Source organism: Haloarcula limicola (assembly GCF_010119205.1).
GTDB lineage: Archaea > Halobacteriota > Halobacteria > Halobacteriales > Haloarculaceae > Haloarcula > Haloarcula limicola.
This window is the reverse complement of sequence record NZ_WRXM01000001.1, coordinates 436,250-461,315: the sequence shown is the minus strand read 5'-3', so window position 1 is coordinate 461,315 and position 25,066 is coordinate 436,250. Positions and strand designations below refer to the sequence as shown.

Sequence of the window (25,066 nt, the reverse complement as noted above, 5' to 3'; positions counted from 1 at the left end):
TCCGGGGCCGAAAAGCGACCGTTCAGGTGGAGAGCAGGCGACGGCGGATCTTCGACTCGGTCGTGTAAAGGTAGATGGCGACCAGCAGGACGAGGCCGTTTATGAACTGGATGGCGTCGCCGCCGACGCCGACCTGCACCAGTCCGACCTGAATCATCGTCAGGAGGAACATCCCGCCGAAGGCGTTCTTGATGTCGCCGCGGCCCCCGTCGAGGCTGATGCCGCCGATGACCGCGCCCGCGAACGCCGGGAACAGGTCGCCTTCGGCGAGACCCGGCGGGGCCGCGCTCAGGTAGCCGGTGTACAGCAGGCCCGCGAGCCCGCTCAGGACGCCCGAGGCGGTGAAGACGATGAGCAGGACGCGCTCGCGCGGGATGCCGGCCTCCTCTGCGGCGTTCTCGTCGCCGCCGACCGCCATGATGGCGAGGCCGATGCGCCGGTAGTTCATGACGAACCAGACGCCGGCGTAGAGCGCGATTATCAGCGGCACCGCTATCGGGATCCCGCCGAATATCCACAGCGAGTCCGCGCCGCCGAGGCCCGGTAGGTCACCGATGAGCGCGCCGCCGACGAACAGATACGACTCCGGAAGGGGCGCGACGGTTATCGTCGAGAGCAGGAAGACGGCCCCGCGGAAGATGATGAAGAAGGCGAGCGTCTGCAGGAACGGGTTGATGCCGAAATAGCCGATGGAGACGCCGTTGACGAGCCCGATCGCGCCGCCGATGAAGAGGATTAGGACGACGCCGACGAGCCCCGGCGTCCCCGGGAACCACGTGTTCAAGAACAGCGCCGTCACCATCGAGGAGAAGCCCGCGATAGAGCCGATAGAGAGGTCGAAGTTCCCGCTGAGTAGGCACAGCGACTCCGCGAGCACGAGCGCTCCCAGCCCCGCGCTCGAATACAGCATGAACTGGATGTTGCTCGCCGAGGTGAACACCTGCGGCATCAGGACGGCGAAGATGGCGAACGTGACGACCACGATGGGCCAGATCATGTTGTCGAGGCCCCAGAGGAGCCACTTCGTTCCCTCGCCGCTCGTCCGGTCCAACCACTCGCTCCAGTCGAGGTCTCGAATGCTCATGTGAATGCGTACTTTCCGGGTTCGTTAGCCGAGGAGGTCACTCGCGTAGTTGCCCCAGAGGTACTCCGCGTCGACGTTCTCCTGCGTGATGGCGACGGTCTTCGGCTGCAGCCACGGGTAGTAGTTCGTGTCGCCCGAGGACCACTGCGTGACCGTCCCCGGCGACCAGTAACTGTTCGACAGCGGCTGAACGCCGTTGTACTCGATGTTCTGGACGGCCACCTCGTTGGGGAGGTTCGCGGAGTCCGCGGCCGTCACCTCGCTGTCGGGTTGCGGGATAGCGGCCTCGCCCGTGTCCAGTTGGTGGATCATGTACTCCATCGAGATGGGCGCGTAGAACGGCATCGGCTGCTGGAGCGTCGTGTGGATGTACCCCTCCCTGATGTTGTCGAGGACGCCCGGGAACCCGTCGATGTTCATGATCGGGATGTAGTTCTCCGTGTCGTCCATCGTGGTGAGCATCCCCATCTGGTCCAAGACGTTGACCGCAGCGAGCGCGCCGCCGCCCCAGACGGCGTAGATGCCGTCGATGTCGCTGTCGCTCTCTAAGAACGCGCTCAGGTTCTGGGTCGCCGCCTGTTGGCTCCAACCCTTGTTGTAGATGACCTGGACGATCTCGACGCCGTCGGCCTCGCTGATGGCCTGCCGGAACCCCTCGCTCCGCCGGACGGCCGACTGGTCGGCTTGGTCGCCCACGAGGTCGACGACACGGCTCCCGCCGTAGGTGTCGTTCAGCGCCTCTACCATCAGCTGGCCGGCGCGGTAGCCGGCGTTGAAACTCCCGAATCCGGTGAACAGTTCGATGGCGTCGGTCGGGGCCGAGGAGTTGGCCGTGTACACCGGCACACCCTGTTCGGCGGCGCGTTCGATGACGCCGACGGCGGCGTCCGAGGAGTACGGACTGATGAGGAGGCCGTCGATGCCGCTGTTCAGCATGCTCCTGACGTTCTGAATCTGTCGCTGGGCCTGCCCGCCGGCCTGTGTGACCTGGATCTCGTGGCCCAGTTCCTGCGCGTACACCTCCCCGATCTTGCGGAATACCTGCAGCCACGGGTTGTTCATGTTCTTGATGGAGAACCCGAATCGGTAGGACTCTCCGCCGCCGCTACCCGTGGTCGAGGTCTCGCCGCCGGTGGTAGCGCCGCCGTCGCCCGTCGCGGTTCCACCGCCGCCGTCACCGCCGTCGCTGCCATCACCACCGTCGCCGCCACAGCCGGCAAGGCCGACTGTGGCGCCGATTCCGACTGCGGTGATATACTTTCGCCGCGAGACGCGTCCGTCACAATGGCTATCGCTTACCATGGGTCTAACACGCATGATTGTTCGCTCACGCGATATAAATATCTTTCTCAAAAGATCGTCGTAGATACGCGAAATGTCCGTCGACCGTCGCGTCAGTAACTCAGACCGTCGTCCACGAACCGTTCTCGTGGCTCTCGACGATAGCGTCCACGACCGTCTGGACGGCGTAGGCGTCGGCGAAGCCCGGCTCGTAACCCTCACCGGCATCGACGGCGGTGAGGAACTCGTAGTTCTCGTGGACGAACGAGTGTTCCCACCCGATGCCGTGACCCGCCGGCCACCACGCGTCCATGTAGGGGTCCGACGGCTCCGTGACGCTGATCCGCTGGAACCCCCGGTCGTCCGCACCGCGGAGTTCGAGCTCGTTGAACCGCTCGACGTCGTATCTGACCGCCCCGTCGGTGCCAATTATCTCGATCGCGTTGGTGTTCTTGTGGCCGGTCGCCACGCGAGACCCCTCGATAACGCCCTGCGCGCCGGACTCGAACCGCAGGAGCGCGCCGTAGGCGTCGTCCGTCGTCACCGGCGTCGGCGTCCCGTCGTCGGGATGGGGCCGCTCCTCGACGAACCGAGAGAGCGTCCCGGCCACTCGCTCGACGTCGCCGACGAGCCACCGGGCGAGGTCGATCGTGTGCGCGCCGACGTCTCCGACGCGGCCGTAGCCCGCCACGTCGGCGTCGTTGCGCCAGATCCACGAATCCTCCGGGTCGGCCTGAAAATCCTGTAAGTACGTCCCGCGGAAATGTCGAATCTCGCCGAGTGCGCCCTCTTCGACCAGCCGTTTCATCAGTGTCACCGCGGGCACGTACCGATAGTTAAAGGCACAGGCGGCCTGCGCGGCCGAGTTCGCTGCGGCAGCGACCATCTCCTCGGCCGCGTCGAGCGTCGACGCCAGCGGCTTCTCACAGAGGACGTGGACGCCCGCTTCGAGCGCCGCGATCGACGGCTCGGGGTGGAGGTCGTTCGGCGTAAGGTTGTAGAGGACGTCCACCTCGTCGATGACGTCTCGCCACTCCGTCGTCGTCCGGTCGAACCCGTACCGCTCCGCCGCCCGGGCCAGCGCGTCTTCGTCGCGACCGGCGATGATCCGCCGGTTCGTCGCCGGCGCGTCCGGGAAGAACATCGGCAGGCGAGCCAACGCGTTCGCGTGGGCCTTCCCCATCAGCCCGTACCCGACGAAGCCGACGTCGTACGTCATCGGTACCGCCTTCCGTCCGCACTCGGCGCGGTCGTCTTCGTTTCGTTCGTCCGTCGAAACCCGGCGCTCCTACCGGAGATCGGTCTGGTCATACGACTCGCACTGCGACGCCCGACGGCAAAAACCTAGTCCGCGCGACGCCGCTCTCGCGACGCTCTTTACGACGGTGCGCGACAGCGGCGGGAGCCGCTCTGTTCGCGACCGACCCTCAACGCTTTTGTAGCCCCATCCCAAATTGCAATGGTAGATAATAACATGCACTGTACGGGCTCGCCGGTGGCATCAGGTCCAGCCGCATCGCTCGCCTCGAGGACGTGATATGGCAGGTATCAAGCGCGCCATCGAAGCGTTCGATCAGCCGCTCGGAACGTGGCTCTCCATCGGGCATCCGACCGTGGCGGAAGCGGCCGCCGGACTCGACGTGGACTTCGTCCTCGTCGACATGGAACACACGGCGATGTGCCCAGAGACCGTCGAGGGGATGGCCCGCGGCGTGGACGCCGCCGGGGGCGACACCGAGACGGTGGTTCGCGTTCCGTGGAACGACCCGGTCAGGCTGAAACGGATCGTCGATATCGGCGTCGCCGGGGTCATGGTTCCGATGATCGACACGGTCGAAGAGGCCCGCGCCCTCGTCCGGGCGCTCCGCTATCCCCCCGACGGGATTCGCGGTATCGCCGGGAGTCGCGCGACCGGCTACGGCCGCAACTTCGAGGAATACGTCCGGACGGCCAACGGCTCTATCCTGACCGTCGCGCAGATAGAGACGCAGCAGGGCCTCGACAACGTCGCGGAAATCGCACGCGTGGACGGCATCGACGCGCTGTTCGTCGGTCCCGCGGACCTCTCGGCGGCCCTCGATCTCTTCGGGGAGTGGCACTCCGAGGAGTTCGACCGCGCCATCGAAGCCGTCGTCCGTGCGGGCAACGCCGCCGACGTCCCCGTCGGCACGCTCACCGTCGACGTCCGGGACATACCCAAGCGGGTCGCACAGGGGTTCGACTTCCTCATCGCCGGAAAGGACGTCTCGTTGCTGATGGATGGGATCGAAACGGCGATCGACGAATACGAAGAGGCCGCTGCCTCGACCGAGTGACGACCGTCGTACGTCGTCGATAGACAACTTGCGGACGGCGGTCGCTCCTCGAACAATCTGCCACGGGGTGCTTCGGATAAACGCGACGTATACCCGTTCGGCATCGCCGAACGAGTAACCCGACCTCGGTAAAGACCGTTCCGAAGTACGACCCGCTTTTCGAGAGTACGGAACTCAGGCCAGTCTGTTCTCTGAGAGTACACGAAGTCGCTTCTTCGACGGTACCAGAGAGCCGTTCGTCACCTACGAACGTTCTCGGTTCCATCTCACAGAATGGGGGGTCGCTGCGCTTTCTCGTCACATTTGGAGAGACTGCAGTCAGATAACGCGCGTACTATTGATATTTTCATCTCTCCCGAAAGCGCGTTCAGTACGGTTCGAGAGGTTTGCCGCTCGATTCTATATAGCGACATAGCATTCATGAGTCCTCTACGAGCCAGACCACAGTCGGAATGAGAACGACAGAATTCGGCGCTATACCCGCAACGAGTAGATATTCGCCTCGTAGACGTCCCGAACCCGGTCACCCCAGTCGTGCGTGTACGTGTCGATGACGTCCTGTGCGACGTCACCCCGGAGGTACTTCACGACCCCGCGGTCGCCGGTGCGGTCGCGCAGGTGCGTAGTGAAGAAGTGTCGAAAGTAATGCGGCGTGACGTTCTCCTCGGCACCGCCGCCGTCTCGATACCAGCCCCGGTCGCGGGCGTGGGTCTCGACGAGGTGATGCACCATATCGGGTGTGAGGCGCGCTCCCCACTCGCCGCTCGTAGAGACGAACAGCGGCGTCGCCGAGGAGCGCGTATCCGGCCGAATCGCCAGCCAGTACCGCAGGACGCGGGCGAGTTCGCCGTCTATCGGTATCGTCGTATCCCGTTTGCGCTTGTTCGAGGCGGTCCGTTCCTCGCCGTTAGAGACCTGCCCGCGAGACGGCGACGCGGAGACGTACAGCGAGTCGGGGCGACCGTCCAGCCCGGCGCGAACGGGCACGTCGGGGCGTGGTCCAGGAGTCTCGAGGTGGACATCCCGAACGTCCAAGTTACACAGTTCGCCGACGCGCATCCCCGTCTTGAGCAGCGTGACGACGACGGCGCGTTCGAGCGGATGGCGAACAGTTGCGACGAACTCTCGCATCGGTGCGACGCCGATCTCGCGGCGCGTCGGGTCCGTGTTGATCGATTCGTCCATCTCCTTGACGACCAGCGCCATCGGGTTCGATTCGAACGTTCCGACCTGTATCATGTAGGCGAAGAAGCGGTGGAGATACGAGGCGTACGTGGCGATCGTGCTCTCGCTCTTCTCGCCGCGGAGCCCGTGGACGTACGCCATGCAGTCCCGGTGTGACGCCTCTGCGACCGGGACCGGTCGACTGCCCTCGGTGAGAAACGCCTCGAAGTCCCGCAGCACTCGCTCGTAGAACGCCCGCGTTCGGTCGCTCTTTCCGTGATAGGTAATGTCGTCGAGGAAATATGCGATCGGGTCTTCTTCGTCCGTAGCGTCGGCGGCATCAGAGCTCATTCGTCCAGGACGTACCCCCCGTGGCGGCCGCTGTATCGAACCCGGCCCGACGACTGGAGTTCCTGGAGCGTCCGGTCGAGACGCTCCTCGATGTCGTCGGTGAGCTCCGCGAGCAGTTCGTCCCAGTCGTGTGGGTCGCCGTCAGCGAGAACAGCCTGGACACGGTCTTTCAACCCGTCAACCCCAGGGGTTGCGTTCGGAGAAGTGGGTTCCTCGGCCGTGGACGGTTCGCTGGTCCCATCAGTCGATCCCGATTCGGCGGGCTCGAAACCGCTACGGCCCGCCTGCACCATCGTTCGGACGAACTCGCTCTGGCTCATGTCGAGTTCGTCGGCGTGTTCGCGCCACAGTTCCTTCTGGTAGGCCGGCACGTACGTCCGAACGGAGGTCCGTTCGTCTCCATCACCGTCTACTGCCATATCCTCCCCCTCTCTGCGTGTCCACTTCAATCTAATCCCATTCGTACGGATAAACACACTTATTTGGGAGTCTAGTACTTCGATAGCCGGCATTCTGTACTCATATACACAAATAAAAGTGTGCACGCCGGGAAGGCAGGGATTTTGATGTGCCCATACTTACGCATCTAAATATTGGCAGCTCCGTTCGAAGTCGAGTCGATCTGTATCGGTTCGTCGCGCTTCCGTCACAGCTCGAGTTCCTTCTCCCCCCTGAAACCCGACCGGTCGTGCTCCGATGGAAGGAGTGAGATGGCTCGACTGTTGTTTAGAGGGCACCTCACAGTGGACTGTAGAGACGCTCGATTAGCGGTCGGATCTTGGGTGAGAATCGGTTTCTATCTCTCGATGGCGAGGTATTGACAGAAGGGGCTGTCGACGACATTCGTGTGGATAGTTCCGATGAACACTCGCTCACCGTAATCGAGTGGTTCACGAGACAGTGGTGTTCAATACGAGTAGCGGGGCCTCTATCTAAGCTCCCGGGGAGACCCGCCAGTCTCATTCTCCCTCTGAACTGTGAGAGGGGTGAGACCCCGATCGCTCAACTACCCGGTTTTAGCCTCCCGCTGTCGGGAGTGAGCCGTAAGCGAAACCGTAGATAGAGCGGTAACTGATAGCTGCTAGCCGCGCCGAGCATAGAACGAACTCGAAACCACGTCGCTACGGGGCGTTGGACCCAAGCGGCGACGCAACACTGCCGGCGGCGGAAGTCCGTAACGAATCCGACGAGACGGCCTCTTATCGCCCGAGAGATAGCACCTCACCCGCGGTTTCAGGGGATCCCATCGTAACGACCCGATGCTGTGGGACGCTGCAGCGCCTATCCGCCTGATCGTATTCGCGTTCCCAGTATTCGCTCTGCATTCGTCGCCGTATACCGGGAGTCGAATCCCTGCGCTGGGTCTCGATACACCGTCGTCTACGCTACCACCGACACTACTGGTTCTCAGTCGCGATCGGGAATACACGGAGCGGGATGCCATCCACAGACGATTATTTCCCACAAGGGATACGGTTCGGTACTGCCCGGCTATCCTCGTGCCTCCCATCGAGACACGTGATCAGTCCCCGACCGGGTAGTGGCGTCTCCGAGAGTCGAATACAGCTTCGAGCGCCGAACGGTGACTTCCAGCCTGTAGCGAGAGTAGCAGTTGTGGCCGTAGGTCTTCGATTACGAGGGGGACACCGTCATGCTCGCGCGAGTTCGTGGTCTCGAATCGCTGCGGGGTGCGCAATCCGAAATCGCTTCCCGTCTCCGAGCGATAGCGCGATGTATGCACTCGGCAGCTCCGGAAACGACCGCGGCGGGGAGGGACGGTATCGATGGCTGACCCCGCTCTCGTCCGCCTCTACATGATCGTCATCGTCCTCGTCGCGATGCTGGTCGGGCTCGTCGGCTCTTTCTATCTCGTCAAGTACCTGATCGGCTATACCTTCGAGTCGTAGTCAGCGGCTGTTCTTTTCCATCGAGACTGCAATAGTGATAGAATAGCAACTAGAATTGATCACACTGGTCTGTCGCGCTACGAACTCGTAAATCGTATAGTGCTATACTAAAACTGCCACGAATTCCTGCTCCTGACAGAGACGGAAAGAGGAGGCTGTCGCGAAGAACGGGTCTCGTCGCGCAATCACTCGCTCTGCTCGTCTTCGGCGGCGTCGGCGACTGTTTCGGCGAGCGTCGTCCGGTCGAAGCACGCGGGGGCGTCGCGTTCAGTCTCGAAGCGGACGACTTCGACGAGCGCCTCGCTCGCGTCGAACTCGTCGTCTAACAGCCGCTCCGCGAGGTCGGCGTAGCCGTCGGCGAGGTCGCGATACGTCTCCATGGCGGCCTGTTTCTCCCGGATGGTCTCCTGTTTCGCCTCGATGGCCTCGACGTCTGCCTCGGGGTCGCGGCCGGCGTCGGGCGAGGCCGGGCCGGTCGGCGATTCGGTCTGCGCTCGGTCGAGTTCCTCGCGAACCGCTGCGGTCTCGGCCTCGACGTCCGCCAGCAGTTCGTCGACGTCCTCGCGCATCGTCTCGATCCGGCCGGCGAGGAGGGCGGCTTGCGTCTGGCAATACTCGACGTAGTCCTCGGGGGTCGGGTCGCCCGTATCGTCGGTGGGCATCGCCGAAGCTACTCGGGGCCGTGGGAAATCGGTTCCGGAGCGGAAAAGCGGAAAATCAGATCGCGCGGCGAGTGGTTACCGGTCGTCGTTCTCGGCCAGCCCCTGCGAGGGACCGCCGGAGAAGACGAACTCGTGTTCGGCCTCTGTCTCGAAGCGGTTCAGGATGTCGCCCAGCGGCTGGGCGTAGCGCTTGAGCTGTTCGGCGCGAGCGGAGACTTCGTTGAGTTCGGCGGCTTGCTCCTCTGCGGCCCCGGCGACGTTCTCGGATTCGGCCATCATGTCTTCGCTGGTGTCCGCGGCCGCCTGTAGCGAGGTCGCCATCGTCCGGAACTGCTCGACGGAACTCCCCAGGTCGACGTCGGGGTTCTCCGCTTCGACCCGCTCCAGGGTCTCGACGAGGTGATCGAGGTCCTCGGAGACGGCCTGCAGGCGCTCCTTCTGGTCGTAGGCGTCGTCGGAGATCATCTGGACGGACGCCGCGACCTGTTCGGACGCGTCCCGAACCGACTCGGCGCTCGTGAGCACCACGTCACCGGACTCCGCGACTTCGTCGGCGAAGCTCTTGAGCTGGCCGAGCGTCTTCTCCAGTTCGGCGATCATCCCGTTGAACTCGCCCGCGATGCGGTCCATCGACTCGTTCTCGCCGTCGGTGTCCATCCGCTCGGTGAGGGTGCCGGCGGCGGCGGCCTCCATCACGTCGGAGAACTCCTCGGCTTTCTCCTGGAGGTAGTTGTTCATCTCCATCGCCTCGGCGCGGGACACCTCGGCCTCCTTCCGGGCGCGTTCGGCGTCGTCTATCTGCTGTTTGAGCGCGTCACGCATGTCACCGAACCCGGCGTAGAGCCGACCGACGTTGTCGATGCGATTGGTGGAGATGTCCACGTCTAAGTTCCCCTGACGCATCTGCTCGGTCTTGCGCGTGAGGCGGTCGATCGACGTCGCCGTGTTGTACCCCAGCGCGGCCCCGACGCCGCCGATGAGCAGTACCATCAGCGCCGTGCCGACGAGGCCGTACAGCTGGACGTTCTCGACGAATCCGAAGACGGCCGAGTACGGCGCGTGGACGAGCACGACCCAGTCGGTCCCCGCTATCGGCGAGTAACCGACGGTGTACCGCTCGTCGAGGACGGAACCGGCCGGCATGGCGGCGACGACACCGGCCTCTCGGTCGCCACCGCGCAACTCGTTGGCCGCGCGAATCGGCTGGAGCGCGCCGTCGCTCTCGGCGTACGGCCGCAGCGTGTCCTCGCCGATGGCGCTGTTCTCGCCCGTCGGCTCGTCGAACATCACGACGCTAGACGCGTTGACCACCTGCGTGAACCCGCCCGCCGCCCGTTCGGACCCTCGGAGGGACTCGGTGATCCCCGAAAGCGAGTACTCGATGACGATGTAGCGGTTCTGCGTCGCGTCGACGGGACTCATGAACCCGACGACCGGACCGGTCTGGGTCCGGTAGACGTCGGAGTTGACAACTTCGCCCGCGCGGTCGAACTCCGGCCCGTCGGTCCAGCCGCGACGCACGTCCGAGACGTTCGTGCCGGCGCTCAGCGACGTGCTGGCGACGATAGACGTCCCGGTGATACGGCGTTCCACGAGGTGGACGTCCGCCACGTCGGCCGACAGCCCCGCCTCCCGGTTCCGGAGCTCCGCCCGGAGATCCTCAGTGTCGTCGGCGGCCCAGACGCCGCTAGAGGAGACGAACTGTGCGGACAGGCGGTTTCGTTCGAACCACTGCTCGATGATGTCGCCCTCCTGTTGAGCGATCCCCTGGTACTCGTCGGTCACCTGCGTCTCGGTGTAGGTCTGAATCTGTCCCGTGGCGAACAGCCCGATCGCGCCCACCGACAGCGCCATGACCATCAGCACGATAGCGAACTTCAGTGCGAAGTTCCGACGAATCGCGTCCGGGACGACCGTCGCCACGAGGCCGCCGTTGGTGTCGTCGATTCCCGATTCCCCTGCCGAAGTCGTGTCCTGTGAGCTCATAGTCAGTTACCGTCCAGCGAACACTCCGCCGCCGGGCCTTCGCTACACGGGTACATCGCGTCCCGCGTCGTGTTTATCAGATTGTAGTACCGTCCGAACGCCTGCTGGTCGCCGGGCCGTCCGCGGACGACCGGCACCGGTCGCATGGACTGGTGGTCGCACGCCCGTAGCGTCTCCGACCCGATTCCGGCCCCGTACTCCAGTCCCTCCAGCGCGGAGATGACCGCGTTCGGGTCGAACGTCCCCGCCTTCTGGGCCGCGTAGGCGTACTGTAACGTCTGCGTGTACGCGACGTGAGCCGGCCCCGACGGGATCGACGACGACGCCGACCCCGTTCCGCCGCTGTACTCGCTGCTGAACGCCGACCGGAACTCCTCCGAGAGGGGCGTCTCGATGGAGGGGTCCCACTCGATGGTTCCGATGACGCCCTCGATCGCTCCGCCCGCGGTCTGTGCGACGGCTCGCGTGTACAGCGGAATCACGATATTCTCCTCGGGGAACGCCTCGCGGATCGCTCGCACGGCGTTCGCGGCGTCGAGACCGCGGAGGTTGAGGATCAGTACGTCCTCGCTCGCGTTCTCGATGTCGGAGACGTACTGGCTGAAGTCCCGCGTGCCGAGTTGAGCGCTCAGCGTTCCCACGGGCGTCCAGCCGGCGTCCGTCAGCGACCGCTTCATCAGGTCCCTCTGGGCGCTCCCCCAGTCGTCCTGTGAGTATATCTGGAAGAAGTCGACGTCTTCGCCGTACTCGTCGACGAGAACGGGCTTCAGCGCCCTCGCCGTCATGTAGCCGTTGAACAGCTCGCGGAACGTGAACCGGTTGCAGGAGGCCCCGGTCAGCGTATCGATGTGCGTCATCGTCGCCATGAAGATGACCTCCTTCTCGGCGGCCAGTCGTTGGTGCGCGAGACCGGTGTCGCTGGTGGACCCCCCCGAGAGCATGATGACGTCGTCGTTCTCTATCATCGAATTCGCGGAGGCGCGAGCGGTGTCGGGGTCGCTCTCCGTGTCGCCGACCACCGGCTCGACGGTCTTGCCGAGCAACCCGTCGCCGGTCAGTTGGCCGGAGTACTGCGTATCGACCCACCCCCCTCCCTCGTTGATGTGTTTCACCGCGAGGCGATGCCCGCGGAGTTCCTCCTCGCCGGTCGTCGAGAACGGTCCCGACCGCGCGACGTTGAAGCCGAACGCGACGGTCTCCCCGGTCACGGGGTAGTTACCGATGCGCTCTGCGGTGGGTGTGCCGCCACCGCCGCCGTTGCCTCCGCCACAGCCGGCCAGCCCGGCGACGCCGGACACCCCCGCCGCTCGGATAAATCGCCTTCGAGAAAGGGGCTTCCCGCCACTCACTTGCCTACGACCCATAGACACTTGTGTAAAATAGTGGTACAAAAGCCTTTGGAGAATATCAATAGTTAGAGACCAAATTAGGAGGTATTGGTGTAGATATTACGGCACAGTTACACCGGAAGCGAGCGGGCAGTCGTCTCTCGTGGATTTATACCGGGCCGACTACGAGAGAGGCATATGACAGACCTGGTCACGTTCGGCGAAACGATGCTCCGGCTCTCGCCGCCGGACGAGGAACGGTTAGAGACCGCCGATCAGTACAACGTCCGGGCGGCCGGGGCCGAGTCGAACGTCGCCGTCGCCGCACAGCGACTGGGCCTCGACGCCGTCTGGACCTCGAAGCTCCCGGATTCGCCGGTCGGCCGGCGCGTCGTCGGGGAACTCCGCAACCACGGCGTCACGACCGATATCTCGTGGGACGACTCCGAGGAGAGCAGACAGGGGACGTACTACCTCGAACAGGGCCGGCCGCCGCGGGGTAACGAAGTGATTTACGACCGCGCGAACGCGAGCGTGACCACCGCGCGAACGGCCGAACTACCGACCGAGACGATAGAGGCTGCCACCGGCTTCCACACGACCGGTATCACGCCCGCGCTCTCGGAGACGCTCGAATCCACCACCGCCGACCTCCTCTCGCTGGCGGGGAACGCGGACACCGTGACGAGTTTCGACCTGAACTACCGGTCGAAGCTCTGGGAGCCCGAAGAGGCGAAGGCCGTCCTCACTGATCTCTTTCCCGACGTGGACGTCCTCGTCGTCGCCCGTCGGGACGCTGAACTCGTCTTGGAGCGCCACGGCGATGCCGAGGCGGTCGCTCGCGGGCTGGCCGACGACTACGGCTTCGACGTGACGCTCGTCACCCGCGGCGCGGAGGGCGCCCTCGCCGTCGCGGACGGGAACGTCTACGAGCAGCCGACTTACGAGGCGTCGAACGCCTATCCCGTCGGGACGGGCGATTCCTTCGTCGGCGGCTTCCTCTCGCAGTACCTCGCGGGCGAGTCCGTCCCCGACGCGCTCGAGTGGGGCGCGGCGACGGCGGCGCTCAAGCGCTCGGTCCCCGGCGACATCGCCGTCGTCTCGCCGGACGAGGTCCGGGAAGTCATCGCGGGCGACACGCGCGCTATCTCCCGGTAACTCGATAGCGAAGAAGTTCTTCGCTATCCGCCAACCTTCTTATCCCCTCCCTCGCTAGCAACTCCTATGAACCACCGAAACGCACGCTCACTGCCGTTTTTCTCGGGTGACTGTACCGATGCGTAACGCGAAAATCGTCTGTACGTTGGGTCCCGCGAGCGAATCCGTCGACGAGATAGCGTCGCTCGCCGAGGCCGGAATGTCCGTCGCCCGGCTCAACGCCAGCCACGGGTCCCCCGAGCACCGCCGGGAGATGATCGACCGCATCCGCGAGGTCGACGACGCCGTCGACTCGCCCGTCGCGGCGATGCTGGACATGCCCGGCCCGGAGGTCCGGACCGCGCCGGTCCGAGAGCCCATCGAACTCGTCGAGGAGACGACGGTCCGCTTCGTCGTCGGCGACGAGGCGACCCCCGAGGAGATCGGCCTCTCGCAGTCGATCACCAACGTCGAACCCGGCGACCGCGTCCTCTTAGACGACGGCCGCATCGAGACCACCGTCGAGCGCGTCGAGGGCGACGCGGTCTTCGCACACGTCGAGAACGGCGGCGAACTCGGCGCGCGGAAGGGCGTCAACGTCCCCGGCGTCGAACTGGACCTGCCGACCATCACCAAGAACGACGAGCGGGAACTCGACGTGGCCGCCGAGAAGGAACCGGACTTCGTTGCCGCCTCGTTCGTCCGCGACGGCGAGGACATCTACGAGATCAGCCAGGCGATGGAGGAACGCGGCATCGACATCCCCATCATCGCGAAGATCGAGCGCTCGGGAGCCGTCGAGAACCTCGATTCGATCATCGAGGCCGCCTACGGCGTCATGGTCGCTCGCGGCGACCTCGGCGTCGAGTGCCCCCTCGAAGACGTCCCCATCATCCAGAAGCGCATCATCCGCAAGTGCCACCAGGCGGGGGTCCCGGTCATCACCGCCACAGAGATGCTGGACTCGATGGTCCACTCCCGGCGACCGACCCGCGCGGAGGCCTCCGACGTGGCCAACGCCGTCCTCGACGGGACGGACGCCGTGATGCTCTCGGGCGAGACGGCCATCGGCGACCACCCCGCGCGCGTGGTCGAGACGATGGACCGCATCGTCCGCGACGTCGAGGAGAGCGACGAGTACGCCGAGTCGCGCGAACAGCGCGTCCCGACCGCCGGTGAGACGCGGACCGACGCGCTGGCCCGGTCGGCCCGCTTCCTCGCCCGTGACATCGGCGCGTCCGCGGTCGTCGCCGCCTCCGAGTCCGGTTACACCGCGCTCAAGGCCGCGAAGTACCGCCCGTCGATCCCGATCGTCGCCTCGACGCCCAACGAGCGGGTGCGGCGCAAACTCGCGCTCTCGTGGGGCATCACGCCGGTGACGACGAAATACACCAACGAGGGTGCCGACGCCATCATCCAGACCTCCGTGCAGGCGGCCCTCGACACCGAGGCCGCCGAGGGCGGCGACACGGTCGTCGTCCTCTCGGGGATGATGACGGAACTGGACGGGATGAACACGGCGAACATGCTGAAGGTCCACGTCGCCGCCGAGACGCTGGTCAGCGGCCGGTCGGTCGTCTCCGGCCTGGTGACCGGCCCGGTGTATCACGTCGAGGACGGCGACCTCACGGACGCCCCCGACGGCGCGATCCTCTCGATCCCCGAGGGGTTCGACGGGGAGTTCACGGGCGATACGAGCCGCGTCGGCGGCGTCGTCGACGCCCACGAGGGGATCACGAGCTACGCCGCCATCGTCGCTCGGGAGCTCTCCATCCCGATGGTATCCGACGCCCGCCTCCCCGCCGACGTCGAGGACGGCGCGGTCATCACCCTCGACGCCGAACGCGGCGTCGTCTACGAGGAAGCCGTCGGTCGAGAACGCCTGGACGACGCGCGATAGCACGGGCGGGACGAATATGTGCAATTAAGTACCGCAAGAGCGACTTCCCCAGCAACATGGGCACATACGCTGGGGTCGACCTCGGTGCGACGCACATCCGGGCCATCATCGGCGACGAGTCCGGAACGCCGATATCGTCGTACAAGACGGAAACGCCGCGCGGACCGAACGGGATCGCCGTCACCGAGGCGGTCCTCGACGCGCTGCGCGAGGCCTGTGCGGCGGCCGACATCGAGCCCACCGACGTCGTCGCGGCCGGGATCGGCTCGTTCGGCCCGCTCGACCTCGCGGAGGGCATCGTCGAGAACCCGGCGAACCTCCCCGACACCATCGACCGCATCCCGCTCACCGGTCCCGTCGAGAACCTGCTCGGCACGTCCAAGGTGTATCTCCACAACGACGCCAACGCGGGCGCTATCGGCGAGCGCTTCTACGCCGACCGCAACCCCGACGACATGATCTACCTGACTATCTCCTCGGGCGTCGGCGCGGGCGTCGTCGTCGACGGCAACGTCCTCAGCGGGTGGGACGGCAACGCCGGCGAGGTCGGCCACCTCACCATCGACCCGCACGGGTTCATGACCTGTGGCTGCGGCCACGACGGGCACTGGGAGGCGTACTGCTCGGGCGAGAACATCCCCCGCTACGCCACGCGTCTCCACCGCGAGGACCCCGTCGAGACGGCGCTCCCCCTCGACACCGAGGGGTTCAGCGCCGCCGACGTCTTCGAGTACGCCGGCGAGGACGACTTCGCCTCGCACGTCTTAGAGCAGGTCTGTCACTGGAACGCCATTGGCGTCGCCAACATGGTCCACTCCTACGCGCCGCTGGTCATCTACGTCGGCGGTGCCGTCGCGATGAACAATCCCGAGCAGGTGTTAGACCCCATCCGGAACCGCTTAGACGACATGGTGATGTCGAACATCCCCGACATCCAGCTGACCAACCTCGGCGACGACGTCGGCGTCCGCGGGGCGCTCGCGTCGGCGCTCACCGCCGGGACCGGCGACCCGGCGAAGGGCGTCTAGCTCACTGTCGAAGGTCGTACAGCCGGCGAAACGCCGTCGGCGGGAACCGGGGGACGACCCGACTGGGCGGTCGGCCCTGCTCGTGTCGCGCCTCCGATTGGACCCGCTCGACGACGCCCGCCTCGGCCATCTCGTAGAGGAACCGTTTGACGGTGCCCTCCGAGAGGTCTACCGACGACGACTCGCTGATTGCGGCGGTGGTCGCCGTCACCGAGGACCGGTCTTCCGGACTGACGTCGACGAGCGCCCGCAGTACCGCCTGTCTGTTCGCCGGAAGCCCGAGGACGATGCCCAGTGAGATACAGGGCCGGGGCATCTCGTCGATCGCCCGCTCGACGTCCGCTTCGGTGAGCCGCGCGCGTCCGGCCTCGCTCGCGTGGTCGGTCGCGACGAACAACACCGTGAGGGCGTCGTGGGCGTCGCCCTCGGCCCACTCGGCGATCGACCGGGCGAGGCCGTGGTCGAGGGCCTGCTGTGCGAGGCCGAGCGACGCCCGCGTCATCAGGACGTCGACCAGCATCTGTCGCTGATAGCGGTCGACGTGTATCGACGCCGCCGTGTAGCCGGTGAGGCCTGTCGCCTCGGGGTCGTCCCGGCCGATAGCCAGCCAGCTGACGTTACTCGGCAGGCCGGCGAGGCGGTCGACGAGGTCCCCCTCGTCGATGCTCCGGGGTTCGCCGACGTGGTCCACCGCGATCACCACCCCGGCCCGCGACCCGGCCAGCCGGTCGTCGAGCCGACTGCGGAGCCTGTCGGTCCCGATACCGTGTTCGGGCACCGATTCGTCGACGAGGGCGTCCAGCACCGCGTGGTAGAACGCGAACTCGCTTGCGGTCCGTCGGGCGTCGACGTAGACGAACGCCGGCGACGTCGGCGTCTGTGCGCGCGTGCTGGTCTGAATGACCGCGCGCGTTTCCGACGGCAGGCGGTCGAGGTGGGAGAACAGCGCCGTGACGACGGCGGACTTTCCCGATCCGGCGGGACCGTACACGTACGCGTTCGGCGGGAGGTTCCCGTCGAAGACCGGGTCGAGGTGGTCGAGCAGGCGCTCGAGGACCGGGCCGCGGTCGGCCGGTTCGTCGATGTGTGCGACGGGCGAGAGGGACTCGTAGTCCCGTATCAGACGCGGGTGCCCGTTTCGGCGCTGTCGTCGCTTGATCCTCGCTTCGATGTCCATAGATTGGCTGAGTCGTGAGTACCGCTAGTCCGAAGTAGTGAGTTAAAAGCCGTACGAACCGCTTACGGCAGCGGAATCCACACGGAGGTGGGGAAGACGCCGACTATCGCCAGGATCGCGATGACGAACGTCGCGACCACGATCGCCGCCGCCGGCGGGTCGAAGTGGGTGTCGGAGTGAGCGTAGAAGGTGCGCTGGACGACTTCGCCCGCGAGCGCGCCGATGACGCCGAACGCCGCGGCTACGACGAGCGTCACGGGTTCGCCCATACCGAGGGGCATGACGGCTAGCGCGGCCGTGCTGGCCGGGAGCGTCATGTGGTGTGTCACCGGGATCTTCTCGACGCCGAGGTTCAGGAACGTCAGCAGCGCCGCGGAGATACCGAACGCGAGGAAGGCGCTGTTCGTGATGATCGCGGTCCACCCGGCGAGGATGCCGGTCACGCTTCCTATCATGAGCACGCCCGCCCACTTATACTGGTGCGGGAGCCACGGCTCGACTGCGGGGCGCTGAGCGGCGTATCCGCCGTCGGTCGCGACCTCCTCGCCCTCGACTTGCTCCATCCGCATCTTCCCGCCTTCGAAGGGCGTCATGTCGAAGACGCCGCTGCCGCGCACCTTGCCGATGAGGGGATACCCGAAGGCGAGTCGGTGGACGACGGCAGAGAGGACGACGCCCATCGCGATCGGGTCCCACGGGAGCGCGAGTCCGCCGGAGATTCGCGCGACGAGCATTCCGAAGATGCCGAACGCGCCGCCGACGGCGAGGATGTCCGGTCGGGTCCCGAGCGCGTAGGCGATGTCCTTCGCGGGGTGGTAGTCACCGTCCGCCGGGTCGGGCATCCCGTCGTTCTTCGCGGCGTAGGCGGCCGCGGCCGCGCCGCCGGCGAAGGCGACGTGCGGGCCGAACACCGGTCCGAACGCGACGCTGCCGGTGATGCCGACGGCGATGTCACCGGCGGGGATATCACCGACCGAACCCAGTTCGGCCGTGAGGATGTTCACCGCCTCGCCGGCGATGACCATGAACCCCGTGAAACAGAACGCCGGGAGCGCGCCGAGCGCAGCCCCGAACGCACCGCCCGCGAAGGCGGCGAGCAGGAGGGCGACGAACCGCGACACCTCGACGCCGATGACCGGAATCTGGAGGAGTAGCTCACCAGACATCGGTCACTCCTCCCGTGCCCAGTCGAGCGAGCGCTCGACGGCGTCGTCCCAGCGCCCGTACATCCTGTCGGCCTCCTCGGCGTCCATCTCGGCGCTGAACTCGCGGTCGATCTGCCAGTTGTCCCGAAGTTCGTCCACGGTCTCCCAGTAGCCGACGGCTAACCCGGCGGCGTAGGCCGATCCGAGCGCGGTCGTCTCGTCGACTTCGGGCCGGGCGATGTCCGTCTGGATGATGTCGGACTGGAGCTGGCAGAGGAAGTTGTTCTTGACCGCCCCGCCGTCCACGCGCAGCGACGTCATCTCGACGCCGGAGTCGGCCTCCATGGCCTCGGCGACGTCGCGGGTCTGGTAGGCGATGGACTCCAGGGTCGCCCGCACGATGTGTTCCTTGCGGGTCCCGCGAGTCATCCCCACTATCGTCCCGCGTGCGCGTCCGTCCCAGTGCGGCGCACCGAGACCGGTAAAGGCCGGGACCATGTAGACGCCGTCCGTCGAGTCGACCGAACGAGCGAGTTCGGCCGTCTGCGCGGCGTTGTTGATCAGGTCCACGTCTTCGAGCCACTCGATGGCCGCGCCCGTGATGAAGATGGACCCTTCGAGGGCATATTGGACCGGCTCGCCGGACATCTGGAAGCCGATCGTCGTCAGCAGTCCGTGCTCGGACTCGACGGCCTCGTTACCGGTGTTCATCAGGTAGAACGACCCGGTGCCGTAGGTGTTCTTCGCGTCGCCCTCGTCGAAACAGGTCTGGCCGAACAGCGCGGCCTGCTGGTCGCCGAGCGCGCCGGCGACGGGGATCTCCTCGCCGAGGAAGCCGTCGGGGTCGGTGTGGCCGTAGTACTCCTCGTCCGAGGAGGGTCGTACTTCGGGGAGCATCGATTCGTCGACGCCGAACTCCTCGAGAAGGTCCTCGTCCCACTCCATCTCCCGGATGTCGTAGAGCATCGTCCGGGAGGCGTTGGTGACGTCGGTGATGTGGTTGCCCGTGAGGTTGTAGATGAGCCAGGCGTCGATGGTGCCCATCATGAGCTCGCCGGCCTCGGCGCGGTCGCGGAGACTCTCGCCGCGGGCGCTCTGCATCTTCAGCGGTTCGGCGTTATCGAGGATCCACTCGGTCTTCGTCGCCGAGAAGTACGCGTCCGCCTCTAACCCCGTCTTCTCTCGGATCTCGTCGACTTTTCCGGCCTCTTGCAGTTCCTCGACGCGGTCGGTGGTCCGGCGATCCTGCCAGACTAAGGCGTTGTGGACGGGCTTGCCGGTCTCTCTATCCCAGACGACGGTGGTCTCGCGCTGATTGGTGATGCCCAGCGCTTCGAGTTGGCTCGCCTCGATGCCGCCGTCTTCGAGTCCCTGCCGGACGACATCCTGCGTATTCTCCCAGATTTCGAGGGGGTCGTGTTCGACCCAGCCGGGCTCGGGGTAGATCTGCTCGTGTTTCTCGTAGGCGTTGGCGACGACCTGTCCGCTGTGGTCGAACACCATGAACCGCGTGCCTGTCGTTCCCTGATCGATCGACGCGACGTACGTGTCTGACATTCGTGTGTACTCCGTCGGGCAGACCTTATTTACCAGAGGCCTTGCCTTGCTGGTAAACAATATGGTGAATCATTATAAAGATTACTGCTAACTGCCGGCTACGCATAAAATATTCGTGACGAGCAGTCGTTTTCTCACTTTCCGAGCGAAGGTAGTAACTCACGAAGGTAATATCTCGTGGCACAGGCTCCAGAGGCGAACTACAGGCGGAGATCGGCTCGTCGTCGACCTTCGAATCGTCGGTCCGACCGTCGATTGGGTCCCGAACGTCTATGCGGGCGACCCGGTAATTTCACGCAGTCGAGAGACGCTGGCTTCTTCCAAGCACTGAACATCGGACCGTACTTTCCGAACGGCACGTTCGAAGAGAGTGAGCGGCGTCTACGGCGGATCGCGGTACCGATGAAGATCCCCGTCAGTTATCGGCGATAGGAAATCGGTAGTAACGAATCTCCGCCCGTGTCGACGAGCGGCTCCGAATCGAGATAGCCTCGTACTGCGCCGTTTCGTGTCCTCTGACTCCGCTTCATGTCATCCCGATCGTTTTCGTGATATCTGTGAACGCACCTCTCTATCACGACCGTCGACGACGAAATAGTCACGATTACCGATGAAATTTACTGTAGGGAGGGGGTTCAACGGTAAAATAAAGTGCGTGCGAATCGAAGGCCGACTATAGCAGATGGGATCGACACCACACATCGCCGTCATCGGCGGCGGCTCGACCGGCGTGGGCATCGCCCGCGACCTCGCCATGCGCGGTCTCGACGTGACGCTCGTCGAGCAGGGCAACCTCACGCACGGCACGACCGGGCGGATGCACGGCCTCCTCCACAGCGGCGGTCGCTACGCCGTCTCGGACCAGGCCAGCGCGACCGAGTGCATAGAGGAGAACCGCGTCCTCCGTGACATCGCCAGTCACTGCGTGGAGATGACCGGCGGGATGTTCGTCAAGCGACCCGAGGACAGCGAGGAGTACTTTCAGGAGAAACTGTCGGGCTGTGAGGAATGTGGCATTCCGGCGAAAGTCGTCTCCCGCGAGGAGGCGCGTTCGATGGAGCCGCATCTGGCGAAGGACATCGAGAAGGCCATCGTGGTCCCAGACGGAGCCATCGATCCGTTCCGTCTGGTCGTGGCCAACGCCGGCAGCGCACAGGAACACGGCGCGCGCATCGAGACCCACTCGAAGGTGACGGACCTCCTCGTAGAGGGCGGCGAGGTCGTCGGCCTCGAAGTCGAACACACCTCCGGGCCGGGCACGCGGGTCCACGGGAAGGAAGGCGGCAAAGAGGAGATTCGAGCCGACTACGTCGTCAACGCGACGGGCGCGTGGGCCGGCCGAATCGGCGACATGGCCGGCGTCGACATCGCGGTCCGCCCCTCGAAGGGCGTCATGACGATCATGAACGTCCGACAGGTCGATACGGTCATCAACCGCTGTCGGCCCAAGGGCGACGCCGACATCGTCGTCCCCCACGAGACGACCGCCATCCTCGGTACCACCGACGAGGAGGTCGAGGACCCCGAGGACTACCCCGAAGAGCAGTGGGAGGTCGACCTGATGATCGAGACGCTGTCGGAGCTCGTTCCGATGCTCGAAGAGGCCCGAACTATCCGGTCGTTCTGGGGCGTCCGGCCGCTGTATGAACCGCCGGACGTGGGCAGCACGGACCCGACCGACATCACGCGCGATTTCTTCCTCTTGGACCACGACGAGCGCGACGACCTGCCGGGCATGACCAGCATCGTCGGCGGGAAGTTCACCACCTACCGGATGATGGGCGAGCAGATATCCGACCACGTCTGCGGGAAGTTCGGCATCGACGCCGACTGTCGCACCGCCGAGGAGCCGCTGCCCGGCAGCGAGGACTTCTCGGTCTTGCGCGACTACATGGACGAGTTCGGTCTCCGTTCGCCCATCGGTCGCCGGAGCGTCGAACGCCTCGGTTCGCGGGCCGACGAGGTGCTCAAGACCGACAGCCCGAATCCCACCGTCTGTGAGTGCGAGGGCGTCACTCGCGCCGAGATTCAGGACGCCATCGGGCAGTCGGGGTCGGACCTGAACGCCGTCCGCATCCGCACCCGCGCGTCGATGGGGAACTGCCAGGGGGGCATCTGCTGTCACCGGATGGCGAGCGAGCTCCACCCCGAGTACGAGGAGGGGGTCGTCCGACGGGCGTGGGACGAACTGCTCCAGGAGCGCTGGAAGGGTCAGCGCCACGCGCTGTGGGGCCAGCAGCTCTCCCAAGCGATGTTGAACTACGCCCTGCACGCGACGACGCAGAACCGCGACCACGACCCAGCCGGAGGCGATCCGGTCGACTTCGCCGCCTTCGATACGGGCGTCGACCACGGCGACGCCGCGGGCGCGGCGAACGTCGCCGCCGACGGAGGACGGAATGGCGATTGAGTCGGAGGTGCTGGTCGTCGGCGGCGGACTCGCGGGACTGACGAGCGCGCTCGCCACCGCCCGCGAGGGCGCGGACGTGCGCCTGCTCTCCTACAAGCAGAGCACGCTCCGGCAGGCCTCCGGGCTGGTCGATCTGCTCGGCTACACGCCCGACGGCGAGGGACCGCTGACCGACCCGTACGCGGCGATGACGGACCTGCCGGACTCGCATCCCTACAGCACCGTCGGCGTCGAGACGGTTCGCGAGGCGATGGCGCTGTTCGACGACGTGACCGATTACGAGGGGGGACACACCGACACCAACGCGCTCCTGCCGACCCACGGCGGGACCGTCAAACCGACCGCCCGATACCCACGGAGCGCGGCGGCGGGACTGGCGAGCGACGACCGGGACGCGCTGCTGGTCGGCATCGAGTCGATGACCGATTTCGACGCGCCTCACGTCGCCTCGCACCTCGAAGCGGCGGGCGTCCCCTTCGACGTGCGCGGGGAGACGATTCAGTTCCCGGGCGACCTGCGCGCCGACGCGAAGGTGACGCGATACGCGAAACTGCTCGATACCGACAGCGAGGTGGCGGTCCGCGGCCGGAAGCGACCGGCCCGCGAAGCGCTCGCCCAGCGAGTGAACCCGCTCATCGAGGACGAGGAGCGCGTCGGCTTCCCGGCGGTCCTCGGTGACGACCACCCCGCCGCGATCCGGGCGGCGCTGAGCGAGCAGATGGGCGTCGACGTCTTCGAGGTGCCGATGGGACCGCCGTCGCTGCCCGGTCTCCGCCTCGAAGACCGGCTTTTCGCGGCTCTCGACGAAGCCGGTGCGAGCATCGAGACCGGGAATCCGGTCGTCTCCTACGAGGGCGACGAGCACGTAGAGCGCGTCTTCGTCGAGAAGAACGGCGCGGAGATCCCCTACGCGGCCGAGCAGTTCGTCCTCGCTACCGGCGGCCTCGTCGGGAAGGGCATCGAATCCGACCGCGAGGGCGTCAGCGAACCGATATTCGACTGTCACGTTCCCCACCCGGCCGACCGCTACGACTGGTTCGACACCGAGGTGTTCGGCGACCACCCCTTCGCCGGGTTCGGCGTCGAGACGGACGGGCGGATGCAGCCGCTCTCGGCCGACGGCGACGTGGAGTTCGAGAACGTCCGAGCCGCCGGGAGCGTGCTGGGCGGCTACGACTTCGCGGCGGAGAAGTCCGGCGGCGGCGTCTCGATTGCGACCGGCTACGCGGCGGGCACGAACGCCGTGGAGGAACTACGATGAGCGACGCAGAATCCCCAGACTTCGACCCAGTTGCACCGAACACGGGCGAGGACTTCGAGCCGACCGAAGTGTTCCCCGAGAGCGACGACTTCGACCTGCGGCCGGGCGCGGACGCCTGTTACAAGTGCTCGATCTGCGATACGAACTGCCCGGTCGCGGAGGTGGACGACGACTTCCCCGGCCCGAAGTTCCAGGGCCCCGAGCAGTGGCGACTCAAGCAGACCGACGACGGCTACGATATCGACGACTCGGTGATGGACTGCTCGAACTGCATGCGCTGTGACAACGCCTGTCCGTCGGGCGTCCCGCTCTCGCAGATGCACAACACCGCCCGCGGGGAGTACGTCAGCGAGCAGATGGACAAGTTCTCCGTGGAGTACGTCCGCAACCGGATCCTCGCCAACTACCGGACCTCGGCGTGGTTCGCGAGCAAGGCCCCGAAGGTGGCGAACTTCGCCATGAACTTCGGTCCCGCCCGCTGGGTCATGGAGAAGACGATGGGCATCACCAGCGAGCGCGACTTCCCCGAGTTCGCACAGCAGACATTCCGCGAGTGGTGGGCCGACCGCGGCGGCGCGGACGCCTCGCGGCGGAACGCCCGGCGCGCCCGCGAGCGGCTGGGCGACCCCGCGGACGCCGAGAAGAAGGTGGCGTACTTCCACGGCTGTTACTCGAATTACAACACGCCCGAGGTCGGCAAGGCGATGGTCCGCGTCTACGAGCACTTCGGCTACGAGGTCGTCGCGCCCGAACAGAAGTGTTCGGGGACGCCGATGTTCGCGAACGGGATGCTGGACGACGCCCGCCGCCACGCCGAGGTCAACGTCTCCTCGATGGCCGACCTCGTCGAGGAGGGCTACGACGCCATCGCCTCGTGTACCTCCTGTTCGATGGCGCTCCGACAGGAGTACCCCGAGCTGTTCGACATCGACGGCATCGAGGAGGTGGCCGCGAACACCTTCGAGGCCGTCGAGTACCTCCGCATCCACGAGGACCTCCGCGGTGAGGTAGAGTCGGCCGACGTCTCCGGCGACCTCGCCCGCGAGTTCGCCTACCACGCCCCCTGTCACGCCCGCAACCAGGGGCTGGACCGACAGGCCGTCGAGCTGTTCCGCGACTTAGAGGGCGTCGGCGTCGAGGACGTCGGCGAGTCCTGTTCGGGCATCTCCGGCACCTACGGCTGGAAGGAGGAGAAGTACGAGAAGTCCATGGAGATCGGCGACGAGATGTTCGACCACATGGAAGACGCCGAGGGGACGACCGGCATGACCGAGTGTCCGACGTGTGCGATGCAGATGGAGCACGGCAGCGGCTACGAGATCCGGCATCCGCTGGAGCTGCTGGAGTCGGCGCTGGTGGCCTAGCGCGAAAGC

At 65.7% G+C, this 25,066-nt stretch carries 19 protein-coding genes; 8 read left to right on the top strand and 11 right to left on the bottom strand.

The features are described from left to right. Positions 1 to 22: 22 nt before the first annotated feature. The 3 genes from GO488_RS02375 to GO488_RS02365 all read right to left on the bottom strand — a co-directional run bounded on the left by GO488_RS02375 (position 23) and on the right by GO488_RS02365 (position 3,584). A complete protein-coding gene (locus GO488_RS02375) occupies positions 23 to 1,084 on the bottom strand; it encodes an ABC transporter permease (RefSeq protein ID WP_162316202.1) in 1,062 nt (353 codons plus the stop codon). A 24-nt stretch (positions 1,085 to 1,108) separates the two neighbouring features. Continuing rightward, a complete protein-coding gene (locus GO488_RS02370; RefSeq protein ID WP_162316201.1) occupies positions 1,109 to 2,386 on the bottom strand; it encodes a sugar ABC transporter substrate-binding protein in 1,278 nt (425 codons plus the stop codon). A gap of 100 nt (positions 2,387 to 2,486) precedes the next feature. Then, entirely contained in the window at positions 2,487 to 3,584 is a 1,098-nt protein-coding gene (locus tag GO488_RS02365; RefSeq protein WP_162316200.1) for a Gfo/Idh/MocA family protein, read from the bottom strand. A gap of 319 nt (positions 3,585 to 3,903) precedes the next feature. Here GO488_RS02365 and GO488_RS02360 point away from each other — a divergent pair, with 319 nt between their 5' ends. Next, complete coding sequence (locus GO488_RS02360) at positions 3,904 to 4,680, top strand: HpcH/HpaI aldolase family protein (protein ID WP_162316199.1); 777 nt, start codon at positions 3,904 to 3,906, stop codon at positions 4,678 to 4,680. 474 nt (positions 4,681 to 5,154) lie between these two features. Here GO488_RS02360 and GO488_RS02355 read toward each other — a convergent pair whose 3' ends face one another. Together GO488_RS02355 and GO488_RS02350 are read right to left on the bottom strand one after the other, a co-directional pair. Then, positions 5,155 to 6,195 (bottom strand): tyrosine-type recombinase/integrase, encoded by a 1,041-nt coding sequence (locus GO488_RS02355; protein ID WP_162316198.1) that lies wholly within the window; start codon positions 6,193 to 6,195, stop codon positions 5,155 to 5,157. Then, positions 6,192 to 6,614, bottom strand: a complete 423-nt coding sequence (locus GO488_RS02350; protein WP_162316197.1) for a DUF5805 domain-containing protein — start codon at positions 6,612 to 6,614, stop codon at positions 6,192 to 6,194. Before GO488_RS02350 ends, GO488_RS02355 begins: the two co-directional genes overlap by 4 nt. 1,365 nt (positions 6,615 to 7,979) lie before the next feature. Here GO488_RS02350 and GO488_RS20045 point away from each other — a divergent pair. After that, positions 7,980 to 8,102, top strand: coding sequence for a hypothetical protein (locus GO488_RS20045; protein ID WP_277814704.1), 123 nt, complete (start codon positions 7,980 to 7,982; stop codon positions 8,100 to 8,102). A gap of 185 nt (positions 8,103 to 8,287) precedes the next feature. Here the strand turns inward: GO488_RS20045 and GO488_RS02345 are convergent, their stop codons facing one another. The 3 genes from GO488_RS02345 to GO488_RS02335 all read right to left on the bottom strand — a co-directional run bounded on the left by GO488_RS02345 (position 8,288) and on the right by GO488_RS02335 (position 12,114). Beyond that, positions 8,288 to 8,764 carry a hypothetical protein gene (locus GO488_RS02345; RefSeq protein ID WP_162316196.1) on the bottom strand — a complete coding sequence of 159 codons (477 nt, stop codon included), beginning with the start codon at positions 8,762 to 8,764 and terminating at the stop codon, positions 8,288 to 8,290. Positions 8,765 to 8,839: 75 nt separating this feature from the next. After that, positions 8,840 to 10,750 carry a HAMP domain-containing protein gene (locus tag GO488_RS02340; RefSeq protein WP_162316195.1) on the bottom strand — a complete coding sequence of 637 codons (1,911 nt, stop codon included), beginning with the start codon at positions 10,748 to 10,750 and terminating at the stop codon, positions 8,840 to 8,842. A 2-nt stretch (positions 10,751 to 10,752) separates the two neighbouring features. Continuing rightward, a complete protein-coding gene (locus GO488_RS02335) occupies positions 10,753 to 12,114 on the bottom strand; it encodes an ABC transporter substrate-binding protein (RefSeq protein ID WP_174242480.1) in 1,362 nt (453 codons plus the stop codon). A gap of 162 nt (positions 12,115 to 12,276) precedes the next feature. On the opposite strand from GO488_RS02335, the gene kdgK1 reads away from it, so the two are divergent. The 3 genes from kdgK1 to GO488_RS02320 all read left to right on the top strand — a co-directional run bounded on the left by kdgK1 (position 12,277) and on the right by GO488_RS02320 (position 16,143). After that, entirely contained in the window at positions 12,277 to 13,236 is a 960-nt protein-coding gene (gene kdgK1, locus GO488_RS02330) for a bifunctional 2-dehydro-3-deoxygluconokinase/2-dehydro-3-deoxygalactonokinase (protein ID WP_162316194.1), read from the top strand. 118 nt (positions 13,237 to 13,354) lie between these two features. Next, the gene (gene pyk / locus GO488_RS02325) at positions 13,355 to 15,115 is read left to right on the top strand and encodes a pyruvate kinase (protein ID WP_162316193.1); all 1,761 of its coding nucleotides are present in this window, start codon (positions 13,355 to 13,357) and stop codon (positions 15,113 to 15,115) included. 56 nt (positions 15,116 to 15,171) lie between these two features. Continuing rightward, complete coding sequence (locus GO488_RS02320; RefSeq protein ID WP_162316192.1) at positions 15,172 to 16,143, top strand: ROK family protein; 972 nt, start codon at positions 15,172 to 15,174, stop codon at positions 16,141 to 16,143. Between the two features lies 1 nt (position 16,144). Here the strand turns inward: GO488_RS02320 and GO488_RS02315 are convergent, their stop codons facing one another. The 3 genes from GO488_RS02315 to glpK form a co-directional block, all read right to left on the bottom strand. Further along, on the bottom strand, positions 16,145 to 17,320 hold the full coding sequence (locus GO488_RS02315; protein ID WP_162316191.1) for a Cdc6/Cdc18 family protein: 1,176 nt from the start codon (positions 17,318 to 17,320) through the stop codon (positions 16,145 to 16,147). Positions 17,321 to 17,382: 62 nt separating this feature from the next. Continuing rightward, positions 17,383 to 18,486, bottom strand: coding sequence for a DUF7973 family transport facilitator (locus GO488_RS02310; RefSeq protein ID WP_162316190.1), 1,104 nt, complete (start codon positions 18,484 to 18,486; stop codon positions 17,383 to 17,385). A 3-nt stretch (positions 18,487 to 18,489) separates the two neighbouring features. Then, positions 18,490 to 20,022: a glycerol kinase GlpK gene (gene glpK / locus GO488_RS02305; protein WP_162316189.1), complete on the bottom strand. Its 1,533-nt coding sequence runs from the start codon at positions 20,020 to 20,022 to the stop codon at positions 18,490 to 18,492. Positions 20,023 to 20,704: 682 nt separating this feature from the next. Here glpK and glpA point away from each other — a divergent pair. Genes glpA through GO488_RS02290 form a run of 3 tightly spaced genes read left to right on the top strand, consistent with a single transcriptional unit; the run spans position 20,705 to position 25,057 of the window. Beyond that, positions 20,705 to 22,432 carry an anaerobic glycerol-3-phosphate dehydrogenase subunit GlpA gene (glpA, locus tag GO488_RS02300; protein ID WP_162316188.1) on the top strand — a complete coding sequence of 576 codons (1,728 nt, stop codon included), beginning with the start codon at positions 20,705 to 20,707 and terminating at the stop codon, positions 22,430 to 22,432. After that, positions 22,422 to 23,693, top strand: a complete 1,272-nt coding sequence (gene glpB / locus GO488_RS02295) for a glycerol-3-phosphate dehydrogenase subunit GlpB (RefSeq protein ID WP_162316187.1) — start codon at positions 22,422 to 22,424, stop codon at positions 23,691 to 23,693. Before glpA ends, glpB begins: the two co-directional genes overlap by 11 nt. Further along, positions 23,690 to 25,057 (top strand): anaerobic glycerol-3-phosphate dehydrogenase subunit C, encoded by a 1,368-nt coding sequence (locus tag GO488_RS02290; protein ID WP_162316186.1) that lies wholly within the window; start codon positions 23,690 to 23,692, stop codon positions 25,055 to 25,057. Before glpB ends, GO488_RS02290 begins: the two co-directional genes overlap by 4 nt. The last annotated feature ends 9 nt before the right edge of the window (positions 25,058 to 25,066 follow it).

Coding starts and splice junctions, on each gene's coding strand:
- GO488_RS02375 (WP_162316202.1), bottom strand. CDS start 1,084: ATGAGCATTCGAGACCTCGACTGGAGCGAGTGGTTGGACCGGACGAGC.
- GO488_RS02370 (WP_162316201.1), bottom strand. CDS start 2,386: ATGGTAAGCGATAGCCATTGTGACGGACGCGTCTCGCGGCGAAAGTAT.
- GO488_RS02365 (WP_162316200.1), bottom strand. CDS start 3,584: ATGACGTACGACGTCGGCTTCGTCGGGTACGGGCTGATGGGGAAGGCC.
- GO488_RS02360 (WP_162316199.1), top strand. CDS start 3,904: ATGGCAGGTATCAAGCGCGCCATCGAAGCGTTCGATCAGCCGCTCGGA.
- GO488_RS02355 (WP_162316198.1), bottom strand. CDS start 6,195: ATGAGCTCTGATGCCGCCGACGCTACGGACGAAGAAGACCCGATCGCA.
- GO488_RS02350 (WP_162316197.1), bottom strand. CDS start 6,614: ATGGCAGTAGACGGTGATGGAGACGAACGGACCTCCGTTCGGACGTAC.
- GO488_RS20045 (WP_277814704.1), top strand. CDS start 7,980: ATGGCTGACCCCGCTCTCGTCCGCCTCTACATGATCGTCATCGTCCTC.
- GO488_RS02345 (WP_162316196.1), bottom strand. CDS start 8,764: ATGCCCACCGACGATACGGGCGACCCGACCCCCGAGGACTACGTCGAG.
- GO488_RS02340 (WP_162316195.1), bottom strand. CDS start 10,750: ATGAGCTCACAGGACACGACTTCGGCAGGGGAATCGGGAATCGACGAC.
- GO488_RS02335 (WP_174242480.1), bottom strand. CDS start 12,114: ATGGGTCGTAGGCAAGTGAGTGGCGGGAAGCCCCTTTCTCGAAGGCGA.
- kdgK1 (WP_162316194.1), top strand. CDS start 12,277: ATGACAGACCTGGTCACGTTCGGCGAAACGATGCTCCGGCTCTCGCCG.
- pyk (WP_162316193.1), top strand. CDS start 13,355: ATGCGTAACGCGAAAATCGTCTGTACGTTGGGTCCCGCGAGCGAATCC.
- GO488_RS02320 (WP_162316192.1), top strand. CDS start 15,172: ATGGGCACATACGCTGGGGTCGACCTCGGTGCGACGCACATCCGGGCC.
- GO488_RS02315 (WP_162316191.1), bottom strand. CDS start 17,320: ATGGACATCGAAGCGAGGATCAAGCGACGACAGCGCCGAAACGGGCAC.
- GO488_RS02310 (WP_162316190.1), bottom strand. CDS start 18,486: ATGTCTGGTGAGCTACTCCTCCAGATTCCGGTCATCGGCGTCGAGGTG.
- glpK (WP_162316189.1), bottom strand. CDS start 20,022: ATGTCAGACACGTACGTCGCGTCGATCGATCAGGGAACGACAGGCACG.
- glpA (WP_162316188.1), top strand. CDS start 20,705: ATGGGATCGACACCACACATCGCCGTCATCGGCGGCGGCTCGACCGGC.
- glpB (WP_162316187.1), top strand. CDS start 22,422: ATGGCGATTGAGTCGGAGGTGCTGGTCGTCGGCGGCGGACTCGCGGGA.
- GO488_RS02290 (WP_162316186.1), top strand. CDS start 23,690: ATGAGCGACGCAGAATCCCCAGACTTCGACCCAGTTGCACCGAACACG.